At 64.1% G+C, this 18,583-nt stretch carries 13 protein-coding genes; 4 read left to right on the top strand and 9 right to left on the bottom strand.

Annotated elements, in window-relative coordinates; all coding sequences use genetic code 11:
• The first annotated feature begins 522 nt into the window (after window positions 1-522).
• Complete coding sequence (locus FJ471_RS15645; RefSeq protein WP_140804476.1) at window positions 523-2,502, top strand: M23 family metallopeptidase; 1,980 nt, start codon at window positions 523-525, stop codon at window positions 2,500-2,502.
• On the opposite strand, the gene FJ471_RS15650 is transcribed toward FJ471_RS15645, so the two are convergent.
• Window positions 2,499-4,052 (bottom strand): MFS transporter, encoded by a 1,554-nt coding sequence (locus FJ471_RS15650; protein WP_140804478.1) that lies wholly within the window; start codon window positions 4,050-4,052, stop codon window positions 2,499-2,501. The two genes, FJ471_RS15645 and FJ471_RS15650, sit on opposite strands and share 4 nt — an antisense overlap.
• A gap of 226 nt (window positions 4,053-4,278) precedes the next feature.
• On the opposite strand from FJ471_RS15650, the gene FJ471_RS15660 reads away from it, so the two are divergent.
• Complete coding sequence (locus tag FJ471_RS15660) at window positions 4,279-4,911, top strand: TMEM175 family protein (protein WP_140804482.1); 633 nt, start codon at window positions 4,279-4,281, stop codon at window positions 4,909-4,911.
• Here FJ471_RS15660 and FJ471_RS15665 read toward each other — a convergent pair.
• From FJ471_RS15665 to FJ471_RS15700, 8 genes are all read right to left on the bottom strand, one after another.
• The gene (locus FJ471_RS15665) at window positions 4,885-6,423 is read right to left on the bottom strand and encodes a L,D-transpeptidase family protein (RefSeq protein WP_140804485.1); all 1,539 of its coding nucleotides are present in this window, start codon (window positions 6,421-6,423) and stop codon (window positions 4,885-4,887) included. The two genes, FJ471_RS15660 and FJ471_RS15665, sit on opposite strands and share 27 nt — an antisense overlap.
• A gap of 191 nt (window positions 6,424-6,614) precedes the next feature.
• A complete protein-coding gene (locus tag FJ471_RS15670) occupies window positions 6,615-6,980 on the bottom strand; it encodes an MmcQ/YjbR family DNA-binding protein (protein ID WP_140804487.1) in 366 nt (121 codons plus the stop codon).
• Between the two features lie 115 nt (window positions 6,981-7,095).
• Entirely contained in the window at window positions 7,096-9,702 is a 2,607-nt protein-coding gene (gene clpB, locus FJ471_RS15675) for an ATP-dependent chaperone ClpB (RefSeq protein WP_140804489.1), read from the bottom strand.
• A 337-nt stretch (window positions 9,703-10,039) separates the two neighbouring features.
• Window positions 10,040-11,083, bottom strand: a complete 1,044-nt coding sequence (locus FJ471_RS15680; protein ID WP_140804491.1) for a DUF4167 domain-containing protein — start codon at window positions 11,081-11,083, stop codon at window positions 10,040-10,042.
• A 304-nt stretch (window positions 11,084-11,387) separates the two neighbouring features.
• Entirely contained in the window at window positions 11,388-12,266 is an 879-nt protein-coding gene (prmC, locus tag FJ471_RS15685; protein WP_140804493.1) for a peptide chain release factor N(5)-glutamine methyltransferase, read from the bottom strand.
• Window positions 12,259-13,338 carry a peptide chain release factor 1 gene (gene prfA, locus FJ471_RS15690; RefSeq protein ID WP_140804495.1) on the bottom strand — a complete coding sequence of 360 codons (1,080 nt, stop codon included), beginning with the start codon at window positions 13,336-13,338 and terminating at the stop codon, window positions 12,259-12,261. Before prfA ends, prmC begins: the two co-directional genes overlap by 8 nt.
• Window positions 13,339-13,477: 139 nt before the next feature.
• Complete coding sequence (gene ptsP, locus FJ471_RS15695) at window positions 13,478-15,748, bottom strand: phosphoenolpyruvate--protein phosphotransferase (protein WP_140804497.1); 2,271 nt, start codon at window positions 15,746-15,748, stop codon at window positions 13,478-13,480.
• Between the two features lie 83 nt (window positions 15,749-15,831).
• A complete protein-coding gene (locus tag FJ471_RS15700) occupies window positions 15,832-17,085 on the bottom strand; it encodes an aspartate kinase (protein ID WP_140804499.1) in 1,254 nt (417 codons plus the stop codon).
• 214 nt (window positions 17,086-17,299) lie between these two features.
• Here FJ471_RS15700 and FJ471_RS34805 point away from each other — a divergent pair, with 214 nt between their 5' ends.
• Complete coding sequence (locus FJ471_RS34805; protein ID WP_181179416.1) at window positions 17,300-17,596, top strand: hypothetical protein; 297 nt, start codon at window positions 17,300-17,302, stop codon at window positions 17,594-17,596.
• Window positions 17,597-17,827: 231 nt separating this feature from the next.
• Window positions 17,828-18,577, top strand: coding sequence for a bifunctional 2-polyprenyl-6-hydroxyphenol methylase/3-demethylubiquinol 3-O-methyltransferase UbiG (gene ubiG, locus FJ471_RS15705; protein WP_140804501.1), 750 nt, complete (start codon window positions 17,828-17,830; stop codon window positions 18,575-18,577).
• Window positions 18,578-18,583 lie beyond the last annotated feature (6 nt).

Consider the following 18,583-nt stretch of genomic DNA (forward strand, 5'->3'; position numbering starts at 1 on the left):
AGAACAGACACCGCAAACGCAATGTCGTGGCCCGCTTCGCTTTTGGCTCCGGGGCCGTCCGAGTGTCGCTCACGCGGCTCTCTTGAATTCCTGCAGAGGGCAAACCTAGAAGCGAACTTCTCTGCCGCCAGCGGCGCACCGCCCTCGTTCGTGGGCCGTATATAGTCGGACCTCCCTCGACGCGTCAACACCGATTTCGAACTTTTTTGAATTTTTTGCGACGAATTTCTTGGTCGCCATTTTCAGTAGCCGACTGCCCTTGCGGCAGCCCCTGGGTCATCCACAGCGAGGCCCTATTGCCGCCGTATTGAGGCGTGAAACCGGCCCACATAAGGAAGGCGCGCGCGTGCACGTAAGGGCGCCCTCGCAGCTGACGGAATAGAGCGGTTCACGCCCAGCGTATGATTGGGGATATCGGCCCCGGCCTGCCGTTTCGTTGACTTCAACCGCCGTGACAGGCAAATGTCATGGCCACAACGAAAACGACAAGCCGTTCGCCCGGGGAAGAAGCAGCCTTTCTGGATGCCAGACACGGAAGATGTCATAGCCGAACTCGGCAACGAGCCGCCGCTGATCGCGGACGGCCGCAGCGGCCCGCCCGACCGCCGCGAGGTCTCGGCGCGCTGGCTGTCGGGCACATTCCTTACGGGCGTCACATCGAGTGTTTTGATGGGCGTGGCCTTGTTCGCCGCCCTTGATGGCCGTCAGCAATTGGCGACTCCGCCGGAAATCGCCGAGCTCATCAGCCTTGCCGGCGGCAGCGATGATTCCGGCGAGCAGGCAAAGACCACAAGGCTGGTCGCGCCGCGCCAGATCGCGCGTGCAAAGGACCGGCGGCGCATGGAAGTGTCGATGGTCACCAAGGTCGGCGACCGCGACGTTATCCACACCATGCCTTTCGTTCAGATCAAGATGGCGCTCGCCGCCGGCCACACCACCAACCGTCCCTACCCGCCATTCGACCCCATGCAGGTCTTCGGCGACGACGGCGACGACAATGCCCAGCCGGCAACGGCAGCCGCAGCGGCCGGACAGATCTACGGCGCCAAGGTCGAAAGCGAGATGAGCCTGAAGACGGTCGATTTTCCGATCGAGACGGCTTCCTTCGACGAAAAGAGCGACCTTTCCGCCGACGAGGTGGAAAAGGTGGTGCGCGACGCCGGCAGCGGCTTGAGCGACGGCGCCATCCAGGTGGCCGCTTTGCACTATATCGATCCGCAGCGGTTCGGCGACGCCTTCGCCGAATCGATGGCCGGCTCCTACGACGTGAAGATCACGCAGGAAAATGTTTCGGTGGCGGCGCGCGCCACGCCCGACGACCAGACGCCGGCCTTCGCCGAGGAAATCATCCCCTTCACCAAGGATACCGATATCGCCGAGGCCTACGCCGATTCGGGCTACACCGGCGATGACGCCACCGGCATGGCGGAGGCGATCAGCAAGCTCTTGAACGCCCCGGCGCTGAAGGCCGGAACGGTGCTGCGCGTCGGTCTCGAGGTGCGCGGCGACATCGCCAAGGTCGTGCGCACCAGCGTCTATGACAAGACCACCCACATCGTCACCATCGCGCTCGACGACCGCGGCCAGTATGTGCCGGCACAGGAGCCGGAGCCCAATCCCGAGCTTTTGACGGCGTTCGACGATTCGCAGCCGGTCGTGGTGCGCGGCAACCTGCCCAATGTCTATGACGGTATCTACCGCGCCGCTTATTCCTACGGCATGTCGAAAGCGATGACGCAGAAGCTGATCAAGCTTCTCGCCTCCGACGTCGATTTCCAGTCGCGGATCTCGCCGGCCGACCGGCTCGAGGTCCTGTTCTCGCAGCCCGACAACGACGACCAGACCTCCGACAATTCCGACCTCCTTTATGTCTCGGCGACCTTCGGCGGCCAGACGCGCAATTTCTACCGCTTCCAGATGCAGGACGGCAGCACCGACTATTTCGACGAAAATGGCTCGAGCGCCGAGCAGTTCCTGCTGCGCAATCCGCTGCCGGCCGGCAAGTTCCGCTCCGGCTTCGGCGCCCGTCGGCACCCGATCCTCGGCTATGTACGCATGCATACCGGCGTCGACTGGGCAGCACCCATCGGCACGCCGATCATCGCCGCCGGCAACGGCGTCATCGAAAAGGTCGGCTGGGCCGGCGGCTACGGCAAGCAGATCATCATCCGTCACGCCAATGGCTACGAGACCTCCTACAACCACCAGAGCGCCTTCGCCAAAGGCATCGAGCCCGGCATACGCGTCCGCCAGGGCCAGACGATCGGCTATCTCGGCCAGACCGGCCTCGCCACCGGCCCGCACCTTCACTACGAGCTGATCGTCAACGGCACCAAGGTCGACCCGATGCGGGTGCGCCTGCCGGTCGGCAAGGTGCTGAAGGGCGACGATCTCGTCGCCTTCAAGCGCGAGCGTGAGCGCATAGACGATCTTTTGAAGCAGGAAGACGGCAACTCGCTGAAGGTTGCCAGCGCCAAGACTGATTCGCAGCTTCCGAACTAATCCTGCGAATCGTCTGCCTGCCGCGGCCAGGGCGATGCCTGTCCGGGAACCGTGAACCAGGCGGTGAGTGAGGCGAGCACGCAAAGCAGCGTCGTGATCGCCGCGACCGCGGCGAAAGCCGAATCGCTTGCCGCGACCCTGACCGCATCGATGTTGGCGGCAAGACCGGACGCGGGCGGCTCGCCGAAACCCGGCACCCCGGAAGCGTCACCGACGATGCGTGCGTAGACCCAGGCCGCCAGCGAGCCCATCGCCGCCACGGCGATCAGGCCGCCGACGCGCGAGACCGCATTGTTGATGCCGGACGCTGCCCCGGTATCCTTGTCCTCGACGGACGTCATGACTGCGGTCGACAGCGGCGATACGACCTGCGCCATGCCAAGTCCCATCAGCGCCATCAGCGGAAAGGTTCCGATCCAGAAATCATGGATGCCGAAGTGGGTGAGCAAGGCAAGGCCGGCGAAGGCGACAGCCACGACCATGCTGCCGCTGGCAATCGGGAAACGCGGACCGATCCTGTCCGACCACTGGCCGACCGGTCCGGACAAAAGCGCGATCGACGCCGACAGCGGCAGGAAGATGAAGCCGACCTCGGCCTCGCTCAGCCTCCAGCCGGCGATCAGCAGCATCGGCAGGTAGAACAAATTGGCCGACAGCGCGAAATAAAGGAAGAACGTCGCCAGATTGGCGCCGGCGAAGGCCCTGATCCGAAACAGGCCGAGATCGATCATCGGGTCGCGCCGCCTGCGCTCGTAAAAGATGAAGGCAAAAAGCAGCGCCACGCCGGTGGCGATCGCCGGGCCCGACATCGATCCTGCGCCTTCGGCATTCATCGCCGTCAACCCGTAGGCGAGCAAACCGAAGGCAAGCGTCGCCAACGCGGCGCCGCCGAGATCGAGGTTGCGCTTTTCGGTCGGTCTGTCGGCCGGAACCTTGGCCAAAAGCAGATAGATCGAGATCAGCCCAAGCGGCAGGTTGATGGCGAAGATCGCCCGCCAGACTCCATTGCCGAAAGCCGACAGGACAAAACCACCCAGCACAGGCCCAAGCGCCGTGGTCAGCGCCGACGCCGCGGCCCAGATGCCGATTGCCCGGCCGCGCTCCTTCTTCGGATAGGCTTTGGCGATGATGGCGAGGCTGCCCGGCACCATGATCGCCGCACCGATGCCTTGGATGGCGCGGAAGGCGATCAAAACAGCCGGATCGGGCGCCACCGCGCAGGCGAGCGAAGCCGCGACGAACAGCGCGATGCCGATGACGAAGGCGCGCCGCAGGCCAAACCGGTCGCCGGCAGCGCCCCCCGCCAGGATGAGCGCCGACAGCGTCAGCGCATAGGCATTGGAAATCCACTGCGCCTGCGCCAGGCTGGCGCCGAGATCCGCGCGCAGCGCCGGCATGGCGATCGCCAGGATCGACCCATCGATGAAGCCGAGCGCCGAGGCGAGGATCGCAGCGACCAGCACGAATTTTCGCTGCGTCTGCGGACAGAACGTACCATTCGCCCGCGCGGGCGAATGCGAATCGGCATTGGTTTCGTTCGCGGATGACATGGACCCCTGCTTAGCCCCCTCGCATGGGCGCAACAACAAGCCAGAGCATCGCTGTTCTTGAAACCAGATGGCTAGGGCATGATGCCGAAAAGTGTGAAGCGGTTTTCGGGCGACATCATGCTCCACCTCTTCAATCCGGCCCTGGCCGGATGGCGAGGTCGGCTCAATCCTGATGCAAACCACCGGTGGCGTGCTAGGTTCCGCCATCATGCGTGGAGGGGAAGCCATGAAGCGGCCGCTCGAACCGTCGGCGGAGGGACGTGGACGCATCGTCGGCATAACCGACGGCGTCTTCGCCATCGCGCTGACCTTGATCGTGCTGGAGATCAGGGTGCCATCGCATGAGGCGGTGCATTCGGAAGGCGAATTGCTTGGAGCGATCCTGGCGCTGGCGCCGCGCTTCCTGACCTATGCGCTGAGCTTCCTGACGCTGACCATTTTCTGGTTCGGCCAGCAGGCGCAGCATGGCCTGATCGCGAAGTCGGACCGCAGGCTCGCGACATTGAACCTGTGCTTTCTCGCCTTCATCGCGCTGCTGCCCTTCTCGACCGACCTTCTTGCCGATTTTCTGGAGTTCAGGATCGCGATCGTCGTCTATTGGCTGAACCTGCTGATGCTGGGCGCAACGTTGTTCGCCAGTTGGTGGTATGCCGACAGGAACGGCATGATCGCCGAGGACGTGGACGCTGAAACGCGGCGCACCGTCTACAATCGTATCGTCAAGGCACAGATTCTGTGGGCGGTCGGCGCAGCGCTGTGCCTGATCACGCCGCTGCTCAGCATAGGCTTCATCCTGCTGGTGCAGCTCATCTATGCCGCCGCGCCGCGCGCCTCACTGCTGCGTAAACTCATCGGCTGAGGTCCCGCCGACATCCGCGATTGTTGGTCCGCCGACAAATTCCACCGTGACGCCCGGCGACACCAGCTTGGCGAGTTCGCGCGCATCCCAATTGGTCAGGCGCACACAACCATGGCTTTCGGTCTTGCCGATCTTGGAGGGTTCGGGCGTGCCGTGGATGCCGTAGGTCGGCTTATCGAGCGCGATCCACACCGAGCCGACCGGCCCGTTCGGACCCGGCGGGACGGTCAGGATCTTGTCGTTCTGGCCCTGTTTGAAATTGATGTTCGGATTGTAGGTGTAGTTCGGATCGAGCGCGATGCGCGAGACGGCATGAATGCCGGTTGGCGATGGCGTGTCGGCCGATCCGATCGTGGCCGGATAGGCCGCGACCAGCTTGCCGCTGCCGTCGTAAGCGTAGACTTCCTTCTTGGTCTTGTCCGCGACGATGCGCGCCACCGGCGTCGACACCAGCTTGCCGAAATTGGCGACCTTGATCATCGTGCCGGGGCGATTGAAGTCGACGCCTTTGTTGATCGACTTCAGATAGGTCTCGTCCATGTGGAAGCGTTCGGCCAGCGCCTCGGTGACGGAGGTATAGCACATGCAGTCGAGCTTGGCCTTCTGGCTGTAGTCTTCCGGGATCGAGGCGACGTAAGGGCCGGCGACATCTTCCGGCGTGATCGTGTAGGAGGCGAAGGGATCGCCGCCCGACTGGGCGAGCGCCGCCTGGATGCCGACCGCATCGGTCGATTTCAAATTGGTGCCGTTTATTTCGTTATAGGCGGCCAGCGCCTTGTCGACATTCGAGCCGAAGCGTCCGTCGATCACGCCCGGCGAAGCGCCGCCGCGATCGAGCAGCACCTGCAGCGCCGCAACGTCCTGGCGCACCCCGAGCGACAGCGATGGATCGACCGTGGCCTTGCCGCCTGTGCTCGGCAAGGACGGCTGGGCGTCCGGATTGGTCTGCAGCACTTCGCCTTGGCCCGGCTGCTCCGGATCGATCGACGCCTCGTTCAGCGGCTGGCGCTTGATGGTGTTGGACTTCGGCGCCTCCGGATAGGTGCTGGCAGAGCCCTCATCATTGTTCGGCGCCGGCGGATAGGCATCGACGGAATTATCGCCGTTGGGGTCATATTCGTCGACCGGCGGCGGGATGACCCGGCCGTTCTCTTCCAGCTGCCGGCGGCGGAAGCGCGCCATATCTTCGGAATTGTCGAGATAATAGCGGTCGTCGTCCTCAGGCTGCGCGCGGCCGAGCTCCTGCATGCGCATCTGTCGGCGAAGCGCGCGGCGATCGAGCCTGCTCCCCGGCGGTTGGATGGCGATCACCTTGCCGGTGTCGGCATCGACCAGCACGCGGTTGCCCCTGGCATCGTAATAGATGTCGATATTGCCTTCCTGGGCCAGCACCAGCGCGCCGCGCTCAGTCGGGCGGGCGCTCTGCGTGCCATCCACGCTCGGCGTGGCGAACGCACTTGATGACACCAGCCCGGCCGCGAGTGCCGAAAGGGAAAAGATCAAGCGCAGCATGGGGGTCTAGCTCTCCGGTCGACTGGGCTTCTGGCGGGCGAACCCTTCGCCAGCAAACCAGTCACCCAAGTTAAGGTTCCAATATGAACCGGGCATGAAGATGGCGGTTTTCCGTGCTTTGAGGAATATCGGCCAATGCATGTCGTGCAAAAGTATGCTGCGGTTTTACGAGAGCGACATGCGTAGGATCCTTAGGTCGCGGCAAACCCCAATTCCTTGCGTGCCTGTTTGGTCAGCTTGAGGACGACCAGTCGATGGCTCTCGCGCAGATAGTCCTCGAGCGCCGCATCATCCATGCTTTGGCTTGTCTGACGCTGGATCCATTTCATGCCCCGCGAGGCAAGATAGGGCGCTGGCCGGCAGCCCGGCTGATCCTTTAGAACGTCGAAAGCCATCTCCGAACATTTGAAGGTGACGAAAAGCTGTCCGCCCTCGTTCCAGCCGCCAATGGCGAACACCTTGCCGCCGACCTTCCAGACATGGGCGCCGCCCCATTGGACGACATGCGTCGTCGCCGGGAGCGAAGCGCAAAAGCCGTTATAATCGTCGAGCGTCAACGAGCCCCTCCTCAGCCATTTCGAATCGGCGGCTGATTATGCGCGGTCGCCATAAATAACAAAGCGCGCCGCATCTCCAGATGCGGCGCGCTCGTATTCATTCCAATCGCCCCGGTCAGGCGGCGGCTTCCGTCGCCACCACGGTCGGCTTCGAACGAAAGTTCAACCGATCGGAGCCCGCGGTGACCTTGACGGTCGAACCGTCGAGGATTTCGCCGAGCAGGATCTTTTCCGCCAACGGATCCTGCAACTCCTTCTGCATCACCCGCTTCAGCGGCCTGGCGCCATAGGCCGGGTCGTAGCCCTTCGAGGCCAGCCACTCGATCGCGTCATGATCCAGCGACAGCGTGATCTTGCGGTCGGTAAGCAGGTTCTCCAGCCGTTTGAGCTGGATTTCGACGATGCGGTCCATGTCCTGCCGGCGCAGCCGGTGGAACAGGATCACCTCGTCGACGCGGTTGAGGAACTCCGGCCGGAACGAGGCTTTCACCACGGCCATCACCTCGTCGCGCACGGCATCGACATCCTGGTCGTCGCTGAGACCGACCAGATATTCGGCGCCGAGGTTGGACGTCATGATGATCAGCGTGTTGCGGAAGTCGACGGTGCGGCCCTGGCCATCGGTGAGCCGGCCGTCGTCGAGCACCTGCAAGAGCACGTTGAACACGTCCGGATGCGCCTTCTCGATCTCGTCGAACAGCACGACCTGATAGGGCCTGCGCCGCACCGCTTCGGTGAGAGCGCCGCCTTCCTCATAGCCGACATAGCCGGGAGGCGCGCCGATCAGCCGGGCGACGGAGTGCTTCTCCATGAACTCCGACATGTCGATGCGCACCAGCGCTGTCTCGTCGTCGAACAGGAAGTTGGCCAGCGCCTTGGTGAGCTCGGTCTTGCCGACGCCTGTGGGCCCGAGGAACATGAACGAGCCGATCGGCCGGTTCGGATCCTGCAGCCCGGCACGGGCGCGCCGCACGGCCTTGGACACCGCCTGCACGGCTTCGCCCTGGCCGACGACGCGCTTGCCGACCTCGTCTTCCATGCGCAAGAGCTTCTCGCGCTCGCCTTCCAGCATCTTGTCGACCGGAATGCCGGTCCAGCGCGACACGATATGGGCGACGTGGTCGGGTGTGACCACCTCTTCCACCATGCCGGCCTTGCCGTCCTGCGCTTCGGCTTCCTTGAGCTTCTTCTCCAGCTCCGGGATCTTGCCATAGGCAAGCTCGCCGGCGCGCTGGAACTCGCCCTTGCGCTGCGCGATCGCCAGTTCGTTGCGCGTCTCGTCGAGCTGCTTCTTCAGGTCGGCGGCAAGGCCAAGCTTCTGCTTTTCGGCCTGCCACTTCGTGGTCAGCGCGGTCGATTCCTCCTCGAGACCGGCGAGTTCCTTCTCCAGCCGGGCAAGCCGGTCCTTCGAGGCCTCGTCTTTCTCGACCTTCAGCGCCTCGCGCTCGATCTTGAGCTGCATGATGCGGCGGTCGATCTCGTCCAAAGCCTCTGGCTTGGAATCGACCTGCATCCTGAGCCTGGACGCCGCCTCGTCGACCAGGTCGATCGCCTTGTCGGGCAGGAAGCGGTCGGCGATGTAGCGGTTGGAAAGCGTCGCCGCCGACACGAGCGCGGAATCGGAGATGCGCACCTTGTGGTGCTGCTCGTACTTCTCCTTCAGGCCGCGCAGGATCGAAACCGTGTCTTCCACCGTCGGCTCGTCGACGAAGACCGGCTGGAAACGGCGGGCAAGCGCGGGATCCTTTTCGACATGCTTGCGGTATTCGTCGAGCGTGGTCGCGCCGACGCAGTGCAGCTCGCCGCGCGCCAGCGCCGGCTTCAGCAGGTTCGACGCGTCCATCGCGCCGTCCGCCTTGCCGGCGCCGACCAGCGTGTGCATCTCGTCGATGAACAGGATGATGTTGCCGTTGGCCGACGTGACTTCGTTGAGCACGGCCTTCAGCCGCTCCTCGAACTCGCCGCGATATTTGGCGCCGGCAATCAGCGCGCCCATGTCGAGCGCCATCAACTGCTTGTCCTTCAACGATTCCGGCACGTCGCCATTAACGATGCGCAGCGCCAGGCCCTCGGCGATCGCCGTCTTGCCGACGCCCGGCTCGCCGATCAGGACCGGGTTGTTCTTGGTGCGCCGCGACAGCACCTGGATGGTGCGGCGGATCTCGTCGTCGCGCCCAATCACGGGATCCAGCTTGCCCGCCCGGGCGTCGGCCGTGAGGTCGCGCGCGTATTTCTTCAGCGCGTCATAGCTCTGCTCGGCGCTGGCCGAGTCGGCGGTGCGGCCCTTGCGGATATCGTTGATGGCCTGGTTGAGCGCCTGCGCGGTGACGCCAGCCTTGGACAGGATGTCGGCGGTCTTGGCCGACTTCTCCATGACGAGCGCCTGCAGCAGCCGCTCGACGGTGACGAAGCTGTCGCCGGCCTTCTTGGCTAGGTCCTCGGCAGTCGAGAACACCTTGGCGAGCGGCTGGGCCAGATAGAGCTGGCCATTGCCGCCTTCGACCTTGGGCATGGCCTCGAGCGCCGCCTCGATGCCGAGCTTCACGTCGCGGACGCTGCCGCCGGCACGCTCGATCAGGGACGCGGCAAGGCCCTCGTCGTCGTCGACGAGCACCTTCAGCATATGTTCGGGCGTGAATTGCTGGTGGTTGCGAGAGAGCGCCATGGTCTGCGCGGACTGGATGAAGCCGCGCACGCGCTCCGAGTATTTCTCAAGATTCATTTCTGTCTCCTTCCATCACCGGCCCGCTTTGCGGCACCGGATCAGATTGCGGTGACGGACCCGCCCATAAGGGCCGAGCCCAGTTTCCTGGCGAGATATGGTGCGCGGGCGGCAGGCTCTCAAGACGTCTGGCTAACGCAGTTCCAGGAAAAATGTGACGCGGTTAGGCTCGACGCCTTCCGTCCGGAATTGCGTAAAACAAAAAGATAGAGCAGTTCGCCGTTTTCGTGAAACGGTGAAATGCTCTATCGGCGCGCCATATTGTTCTACAGTCCGAAAAAACAAAAACGGCGGAGATGCATCTCCGCCGTTTGCAATGCCTGGAATGGCGTCCAGATCAGTTGTTCGCGTCGGCGGCAACAGGCTCGCCGGGAGCTTCGCTGGCAACCGGCGCCGGCTCGCTGGCGACGGTCTCGCCCGCCGGCCTCGCCTCTTCGACGGGCTTGGCGCCGGCCACATCGCCATTGTTTGCCGCCTTGTGCTCTTCGCCTGAAGGTACGGCATTCGAACCTTCGGGGCGAGAGCCCTCCGGCTGGTCGCCCTGCTCGCCATTGCTCGCCTGGTCGGCATAGCTGCCGCGCGGCCGGCGCGGACGCCGAGGTCGGCGAGCGCCATTGTCCATGGCGGCTTCGTTTAGCTCAGCCTGGGCGGCAAGGGCTGCCGGAGAGAAATTATCGAACTGCGGCGCGGCCTGCTCGGCCTGGGGCTCAGCTTCGCCGGCGGCCTCGGGCTGCGCCTGCGTCTCATTGCGGCGGTTCTGGTCGAACTGCTGGCCGCCCTGCTCGCCGCGCTGGCCATTTTCGCCACGCTGACCGTTCTGGCCGTAGCCGCCGTTGCGGCGGTCGCGATGCCGGTCGCGGCCATTGTTGTCGCGCTGTCCGCCATCGCGCTGACCACCGTCGCGACGATTGTTGTTGTCGCGGCCGTTTTCCTGGTTGTAGGCGAGTTCCGCCGGCGTGCCTTCGATCACCGGCTGCGGTCCGGAGCCGTTCGCCGCGGCCGGCGCATCGGCGCCATTGCCGGCATTATCGAACTCGTCGCGGTCATCATCGAGATCGTCCTCGAAGTCGTCGCGGTTCTGCTGGACGTTCTGGATCGGCATCTGCGCCTGGGCGGCGGCAATGATGCGATTGTAATGTTCGGCGTGCTGGAGATAGTTCTCCGCCATCACCCTGTCGCCGGAGCTTTGCGCGTCACGGGCGAGTGTGGCGTATTTTTCGGCGATCTGCTGAGCCGATCCGCGGATCTTCACGTCCGGGCCGTTGCTCTCGTAGGTGCGGGTCAGGGGGTTCGGCCCCTTGCGGTTGTTGTTGTTATTGCCACCGCCGCCGCCATTATTGTTGCGACCGCGCATGCGCCTGTTCTGCTGTTGTGGCCTCATTAGACTCTCTTCATAGTGAATTTTCGAAAAACTCTTCACGAACGGAGGCGCTCATGCAGCCAGCCGTTTCGTTTCTTCACCGGCGTTCGCCCGCATCAATTGCGTTGGCGCCACGTGCCATCCTGTTCCGGTTACATCACTTGCCGGATGATTCCCGCACGAAGCTTGGGCGTCGTTTGCGCAAGAAGGCAGCTATTTCCAAGGAAAACCGAATCGCTGGGAGCACTGCCTGCTTCGTCTCATCCGGTTGAGCCGGACCCTAACTGCATTCCCCGGTATTGCCAAGCGGTTTTTTCGCACTGCATCAGGGCTTTCGCCGCTCGAACACCAGAACTCTGTCATTCTTGCCGAGGTCGCGATGTGTCCCGGTTAACACATAGCCGGCTGCCGCGAATACCCCGGTGACCTCGATTTTCTGCGTGTGGCCGATCTCGACCGCTACCTTGCCTTGCGTTTCCAGAAATCCTGCCGCTTCGGCGGCGATGACCCTATAAGGGTCCAAACCATCCACACCGCCATCAAGGGCCCGGTGCGGGTCGAAATCGCGAACCTCGTCCTGCAGATTTCCAATGTCTCGCCTAGGTATATAGGGAGGGTTCGAGGCAATTACATGGTAATGGCCGGAAACTTTTTCGAACCAATTGGAATGCAAGGCTTTGAAGCGCTCGCCTAGCCCCAGGTCACGGGCGTTTCCGGCCGCGGTCGCCAGCGCCTCGGGCGAAACATCGACGCCCGTCGCTGTGGCCGCCGGGACAGCGCTGAGCAGGGCCAGCGCGATGGCGCCGGTGCCGGTGCCGAGATCGAGAATACGGCATTCGCCAAGCCGTTCGGCCGTTGCCCGGGCGAAGGGCAGGACGGCGTCGACCAGCGTCTCGGTGTCCGACCGCGGCTCGAGCGTCTCCGGCGAAAGCGCCAGGCGCAAACCGTAGAATTCGCGGTAGCCGAGGATGCGATGCACCGGCTCGCCTGCGACGCGACGCCTCAGGGCCGCTTCGATGGCTGAAAGTGCCGTGGAACCAACCTTTTGTCCCGGCTCGGCAATGGCCTGGGTACGCGTAGTGCCGGAGAAATGCTCGACGATCAGCCGGGAATCGAGCGCCGGATCGGCAATGCCGGCGGCGGCCAGGCGTTCGCGCGCCGCCCTGAGCAGCAGCCCGAGCGCGGCGGGCAGTTGATCAGCCATCGAGGCTCATATCGGCAAGCAGCTTTGATTGGTGGTCGGCGATCAGCGCGTCGACCACCTCGTCCAGTTCGCCCATCATGACCCGGTCGAGCTTGTAGAGGGTGAGATTGATGCGGTGGTCGGTGACGCGCCCTTGCGGGAAATTATAGGTGCGGATGCGCTCCGACCGGTCGCCCGAGCCGACCTGTGATTTGCGTGATTCCGAACGCTCCTCGTCGGCCCGGCTGCGCTCCAGGTCGTAGAGCCGCGCGCGCAGGATCTGCATGGCCTTTGCCCGGTTCTGGTGCTGCGACTTTTCCGCCTGCACCACCATGATGCCGGTAGGTAAATGGGTGATGCGCACCGCCGAATCGGTCGTGTTGACGTGCTGGCCGCCGGAACCCGAGGCGCGCATCGTGTCGATGCGGATGTCTTCGGCCCGGATATCGATGTCGACCTCTTCGGCCTCCGGCAACACCGCAACCGTGGCGGCCGAGGTGTGGATACGTCCGCTGGCTTCGGTCGCCGGAACGCGCTGCACACGATGCACACCGGACTCGAATTTCAGATGGGCAAAGACGCCCCTGCCCGACACCGTGGCGATAATTTCCTTGAAGCCGCCGGCGTCGCCGTCACTGGCCGACACCGTCTCGAAACGCCAGCCGCGCGAGGCGGCATAGCGCTCATACATGCGGAAGAGATCGCCGGCGAACAGCGCCGCCTCGTCACCGCCGGTGCCGGCTCGGATTTCAAGGATGGCGTTTCTTTCGTCGGCGGCGTCCTTGGGCAGCAGCAGGATCTGGATGTCCTTCTGCAGCGCCTCGATGCGCTCCTCGACATCCGGCAGGTCCGCCTCGGCCAGCGCTCGCATGTCGGCATCGGTCGCCTTGTCGGCGAGCATCGCCTCGAGGTCCGCCTGCTCCTGTTCGGCGGCGCGCAGCGCCCGGATCTTGCCTACCATCTCCTGGATATCGGCATATTCCGAAGCCATCTTCACATAGGCGTCGGCGGCGGGACCGGCCGACATCTGCGCTTCGAGCATGTCGAAACGCTTGACGACTTGATCCATACGGTCGCGGGGCAGGGAGATCATGATCTTGGAACTTCGATGGAATTCACGTCAGGGCGAGTCGAAAATGGCGAGTTTCGAGAACCGGAGCGGAATGTACATTTAGGTACATGAGCACAGGAAGCGCAGAAAATCGCCATTTGCAGACCGCCCTCACGTGAATCTAGAGGGGAATGGAGCGATCGTCTGCAAAGGCTTGCAGCAGCGCGCGCATCGGCAATTTCTGGCTGGGAGCCATCAGATTGTCGTCGAAAAAGGCCTTCAGCTCCTGCAGCGGCAGTTCGGTCAGCATCGCCTTGACCGGACCGATGGAGGCCGGCGACATCGAGATCGAGCGGAAACCGAGGCCGATCAGCGCCATGGCGGATATGGGTTTTCCGGCAAGCTCGCCGCACAGCGTCACCGGCGTATGGTTGCGCGAGCCGGCATCGGCGATCGTCTTCAGCACCCTGAGGAACGGCGTCGATAGGTTGTCGAAGCGGTCGGCCAACTGGGTGTTGCCGCGGTCGACCGCCATGACGAACTGGAAGAGGTCGTTGGAGCCGACCGAGACGAAATCCACCGCCTTCATCAATTCGTCGAGTTGGAACAGGAGCGACGGCACTTCCAGCATCGCGCCGAGCTTGAGGCTGGTGGGCAGGTGATGCGCGAAGCGCGACAGATGCCGGACCTCGCGGTCGATGATCTCGCGCGCCTGCGTGATTTCCGACAGCTCGGTCACCATCGGCAGCATCAGCTTCAATTCGCGGCCGCCGCTGGCCTTCAGCAGCGCGCGGATCTGGGTCCTGAGCAGGCCGGGACGGTCGAGCGTCAGCCGGATCGCCCGCCAGCCGAGCGCCGGGTTCTCTTCCTGGATGGCGCCCTTGAAGTAAGGCAGCACCTTGTCGCCGCCGATGTCGATGGTGCGGAAGGTGACCGGCTTGCCGCGCGCCGCGTCGAGCACGTCGCGGTAAAGCCGCTCCTGCGCCTCGGCGCGCGGGAAGGTCGAGGCGACCATGAATTGCAGCTCGGTGCGGAACAGGCCGATGCCGGCGGCGCCGGACTCGGTCAGCTGCGGCAGGTCGACGGCAAGGCCCGCATTCATCAGGAGATCGACCGGAACTCCGTCCCTGGTCAGAGAGGGCTTCTTGCGCAGCTCGCGATAGACTTCCTGCCGCCGCGCCCGGAAGCGGACCTTTTCGGCATAGGCGGCTTCCAGGTCGGATTGCGGTCTGAGATGGATGGTGCCTTCCTCGCCGTCGACGATGATGGCATCGCCATTTTCCGCCATGGAAACGGCGCCTTTAACCTGTCCGGCGACGGGAATGCCCATGGCGCGCGCGACGATGACGACATGGCTGGTCGCCGCGCCGTCCTCCAGCACCAGGCCGCGCAGCTTGTCGCGCGGATAGTCGAGCAATTCGGCGGCACCCATCGAGCGGGCGACGATGATGGCGTCCTTGGGCAGCGCGGCCGCCACATCCTCCGGGCCGCGCCCCATCAGCTGGCGCAGGAGCCGGTTGGCGAGATCGTCGAAATCGCTCATCCGCTCGCGCAGATAGGGGTCAGTCATGTGCAGCATGCGTGCGCGCATGTCGCTCTGCACCTTTTCGACCGCAGCTTCCGCCGTCAGGCCGTTGCGGATCGCCTCTTCCAGCCGCCGCACCCAGCCGCGGTCATTGGCGAACATGCGGTAGGCTTCGAGCACCTCGCGATGCTCGCCTTCGAAGGCGACGTCGCGGCGCTCCAGCATGTCGTCGATCGAAAGCCTGAGCGAGCCCAGCGAGCGGTCGAGCCGGCGCACCTCCTCCTCGCTGTCCTCGTTGAACAGGTTGGTGACGACGATGCGCGGCTCGTGCAGCACGACATGGCCGAGGCCGACGCCGTCGTTGAAGGAGAGGCCGGTGAAGCTTGCCGGGCGGCTGAGGTCGAGCTCCAGCCCCGGCTTGGTCAGGCGAGCGAGATCGCCGGTGGCGATCATCTCGGCGATCACCATCGCCGTCGTTTCAAGCGCTTCCACCTCGTCGTCGCGGTAGTGGCGCATGGTCTTGTTCTGCACCACCAGCACGCCCAGCGTGCGCCCTGCCCTCAGCACCGGCACGCCGAGGAAGGAATTGTAGATCTCCTCGCCCGTCTCCGGCAGGTAGGCGAAGGCCGGATGCTCCTGGGCGTTGGAGAGATTGAGCGGCCGCGCGCTGGCGGCGATCGTGCCGACCAGGCCCTGCCCGAGCCTGAGTTGCGCCAGGTGGACGGCGTTGGGGTTCAGACCCTCGGTGGCGTAGAGTTCGAGCACCGAGTCCGCGCGCAGCACATAGAGCGAGCAGACTTCGGCGACCATGTTGGAGGCGATGTCGCGCACGATGCGGTCGAGCCGCTCCTGCGGCTCCAGCGGCTCCTGCATGAGCTCGCGAAGCCGTTTGAGCAGAACGCGCGGGCCACTGGCCGTATCACGCATCGCGGCTTGTTCTCCAATGGGCATTTCGCCCGCCGCAGTTTCTCCCGCGGCCGGCGCTCACGCAACAACTGACTCAGTTCTTGCTATTGCTTATCCAGACCGTAGACGGAATGCAAAGTGCGAACCGCCAGTTCGGTATAGGGACCGTCGATCAGTATCGAGATTTTGATCTCGGAAGTGGTGATGGCGCGGATGTTGATCGCCTTGTCGGCCAGCGCCTTGAAGGCGGTGGCGGCGACGCCGGCGTGACTCCTCATGCCGATGCCGATGACCGAGACCTTCGACATGCCGGCTTCCGACTGCACGACGTCGTAGCCGACTTCCGGCTTCAATCTCTCCAGCACCGCAAGCGCCTTGTCGACGTCGCCCGAGGGCACGGTGAAGGTCATGTCGGTGAACTTGCCGTCCTCGGAGATGTTCTGGACGATCATGTCGACATTGATGTTGGCCTCGGCCAGTGGGCCGAAGATGCCGGCGGCGACGCCTGGACGGTCGCCGACGCGGCGCAGCGAAATCTGCGCTTCGTCCTTGGCGTAGGCAATTCCGGTCACGACCTGCTGTTCCACGATCTCTTCCTCGTCGCAAATGAGCGTTCCGGGCGGATTGAGCAAATCCCCCATTCCGGGCGCATCGGGATCGTCGAAGGACGACCGCACGAAGGTACGCACCCTGTGTACCATGGCAAGCTCGACCGAGCGCACTTGCAGCACCTTGGCGCCGAGCGAGGCCATTTCGAGCATTTCCTCGAAGGAAATCTTGGCCAGGCGGCGGGCTTTCGGCTCGATGCGCGGATCGGTCGTGTAGACGCCGTCGACGTCGGTATAGATGTCGCAGCGGTCCGCCTTGACCGCCGCGGCGATCGCCACGGCGCTGGTGTCGGAGCCGCCGCGGCCGAGCGTGGCGATGCGGTTGTCCGGCCCGATGCCCTGGAAACCGGCGATCACCGCCACCTGGCCCTCGCCGAAGCGCTTGATCAGGAAGGCGCCGTCGATGTCGAGGATGCGCGCCGCGCCATGCGCATTGTCGGTCTTGATCGGGATCTGCCAGCCCTGCCAGGAGCGGGCATGGACGCCCATGTTCTGCAGCGTGATCGCCAGAAGGCCGGCGGTGACCTGCTCGCCCGAAGCAACCACGGCATCATACTCGCGCGCGTCGTGCATGGGCGAGGCCTCGCGCGTCCAGCCGACCAGCTCGTTGGTCTTGCCAGCCATGGCCGAAACCACCACGGCGACTTCGTGGCCGGCATCGACCTCGCGTTTGACATGGCGCGCCACATTGCGGATGCGGGCGATGTCGGCGACCGAGGTTCCGCCGAATTTCATCACGATACGCGCCATGGAAGCGAAAAGCCTTTGACTGAAGCCGGCTCAAGGCCGGAACGGGAGGAACCGCCGGGTTGAAGCCCAGCGCCGAAATGCGCGGCCTCCTTAGCCAAAACGGCAAGGCTTCGCAAGCGAGCGCGGCCATAGCCGGCCCGGCATTGCCTATCCTGACGGATTCCTGTCGCCAGCCATGCCATAAGACGACCCAAACCGGCCTTTGGAGATTCTCATGACCGAGACCCTGGAAATCGTCACTTTCCGTCTCACGTCCGGCGCCGAGGCCGGCTTCGTCGCCAAGAACGGGGTCATGACGGCCTGGCTTGCCCGACAGCCGGGCTTTCTAAGCCGGCAGCTCGGCAGGCGCGAGGATGGAAGCTGGGTGGATGTCGTGCGCTGGCAGAGCCTGGAACAGGCCAGGGCGGCGGCGGACCGCATCATGGCCGAGATCGGCGACAGCGAGGCGGTGCAGGCGATCGAGCCGGCCAGTGTCGACATGAGCCACGCTACGGCCGCGGTGTCGCGTTGAACGGTGGTTAACCTCGCTTATGGCCGGCCGTCGAAATATCCCATCGCCGGGTTGCCGGCGCGCTCGTGGCAGCAGCCGAAAAAACCTGCCTTGACTTTCTTGGGCGAGAACCCGAGTTCTTGGCGTCTACAGCGCCGCGCGTCCGTTGGGACGCGCAAAGGATGACTTTGCGCATGATCCTTTTCCGAAAATCGATTCCGATTTTCGGGGTCATGCGCTGGAGACCCGCCCATGCCAGAGCCCCGCCGATCGACCATCGATGCCGGAGAAGTCGAGCGCTTCTCCGCCCTTGCCGCCGAATGGTGGAACCCGAACGGCAAGTTCCGCCCGCTGCACAAGTTCAATCCGGTGCGGCTTGCTTATATCCGCGACCAGGTGGCGGCGCGCTTTGGTCGCGATCCGCGCGCGGCGCGGCCTTTCGAGGGCCTGCGCTTCCTCGATATCGGCTGCGGCGGCGGGCTTTTGTGCGAGCCTATGTCCCGGCTTGGCGCCGAAGTGGTCGGCGCCGATGCTTCCGCCACCAACATCGAAGTCGCGAAACTGCATGCGGCGGAAGCCGGCGTTAGCATCGACTATCGCGCCACCACGGCCGAGGCGCTGGCCGATGCCGGCGAGACCTTCGATGTCATCCTGAATATGGAAGTCGTCGAGCATGTCGCCGATGTCGACCTGTTCGTCGCCAAATGCAGTGAGATGGTCCGCCCCGGCGGCATCATGTTCGTCGCCACCATCAACCGCACGCTGAAGGCGCTCGGCCTGGCCATCATCGGCGCCGAATATGTGCTGCGCTGGCTGCCGCGCGGCACGCATCAGTTCGGCAAGCTGGTGCGGCCGGAGGAACTGGCAAAAGCGCTGGGCGCCGCCGGCCTCACGGTGATCGACCGCACCGGCGTCATCTATCATCCGCTGGCCGACCGCTGGCAGCGCTCGAAGGACATGGACGTCAACTATATGGTTCTGGCGGAAAAGGCCTCGGCCTGAGCTGTA

The organism is Mesorhizobium sp. B2-7-1 (assembly GCF_006440735.1).
GTDB lineage: Bacteria > Pseudomonadota > Alphaproteobacteria > Rhizobiales > Rhizobiaceae > Mesorhizobium.

Bases quoted from the DNA above. Each gene is read 5' to 3' on its own strand.
- prmC (WP_140804493.1), bottom strand. From the start codon at position 12,266: ATGGCTGATCAACTGCCCGCCGCGCTCGGGCTGCTGCTCAGGGCGGCG.
- ubiG (WP_140804501.1), top strand. From the start codon at position 17,828: ATGCCAGAGCCCCGCCGATCGACCATCGATGCCGGAGAAGTCGAGCGC.
- FJ471_RS15660 (WP_140804482.1), top strand. From the start codon at position 4,279: ATGAAGCGGCCGCTCGAACCGTCGGCGGAGGGACGTGGACGCATCGTC.
- FJ471_RS15645 (WP_140804476.1), top strand. From the start codon at position 523: ATGCCAGACACGGAAGATGTCATAGCCGAACTCGGCAACGAGCCGCCG.
- FJ471_RS15680 (WP_140804491.1), bottom strand. From the start codon at position 11,083: ATGAGGCCACAACAGCAGAACAGGCGCATGCGCGGTCGCAACAATAAT.
- clpB (WP_140804489.1), bottom strand. From the start codon at position 9,702: ATGAATCTTGAGAAATACTCGGAGCGCGTGCGCGGCTTCATCCAGTCC.
- ptsP (WP_140804497.1), bottom strand. From the start codon at position 15,748: ATGCGTGATACGGCCAGTGGCCCGCGCGTTCTGCTCAAACGGCTTCGC.
- FJ471_RS34805 (WP_181179416.1), top strand. From the start codon at position 17,300: ATGACCGAGACCCTGGAAATCGTCACTTTCCGTCTCACGTCCGGCGCC.
- FJ471_RS15650 (WP_140804478.1), bottom strand. From the start codon at position 4,052: ATGTCATCCGCGAACGAAACCAATGCCGATTCGCATTCGCCCGCGCGG.
- FJ471_RS15700 (WP_140804499.1), bottom strand. From the start codon at position 17,085: ATGGCGCGTATCGTGATGAAATTCGGCGGAACCTCGGTCGCCGACATC.
- FJ471_RS15665 (WP_140804485.1), bottom strand. From the start codon at position 6,423: ATGCTGCGCTTGATCTTTTCCCTTTCGGCACTCGCGGCCGGGCTGGTG.
- prfA (WP_140804495.1), bottom strand. From the start codon at position 13,338: ATGATCTCCCTGCCCCGCGACCGTATGGATCAAGTCGTCAAGCGTTTC.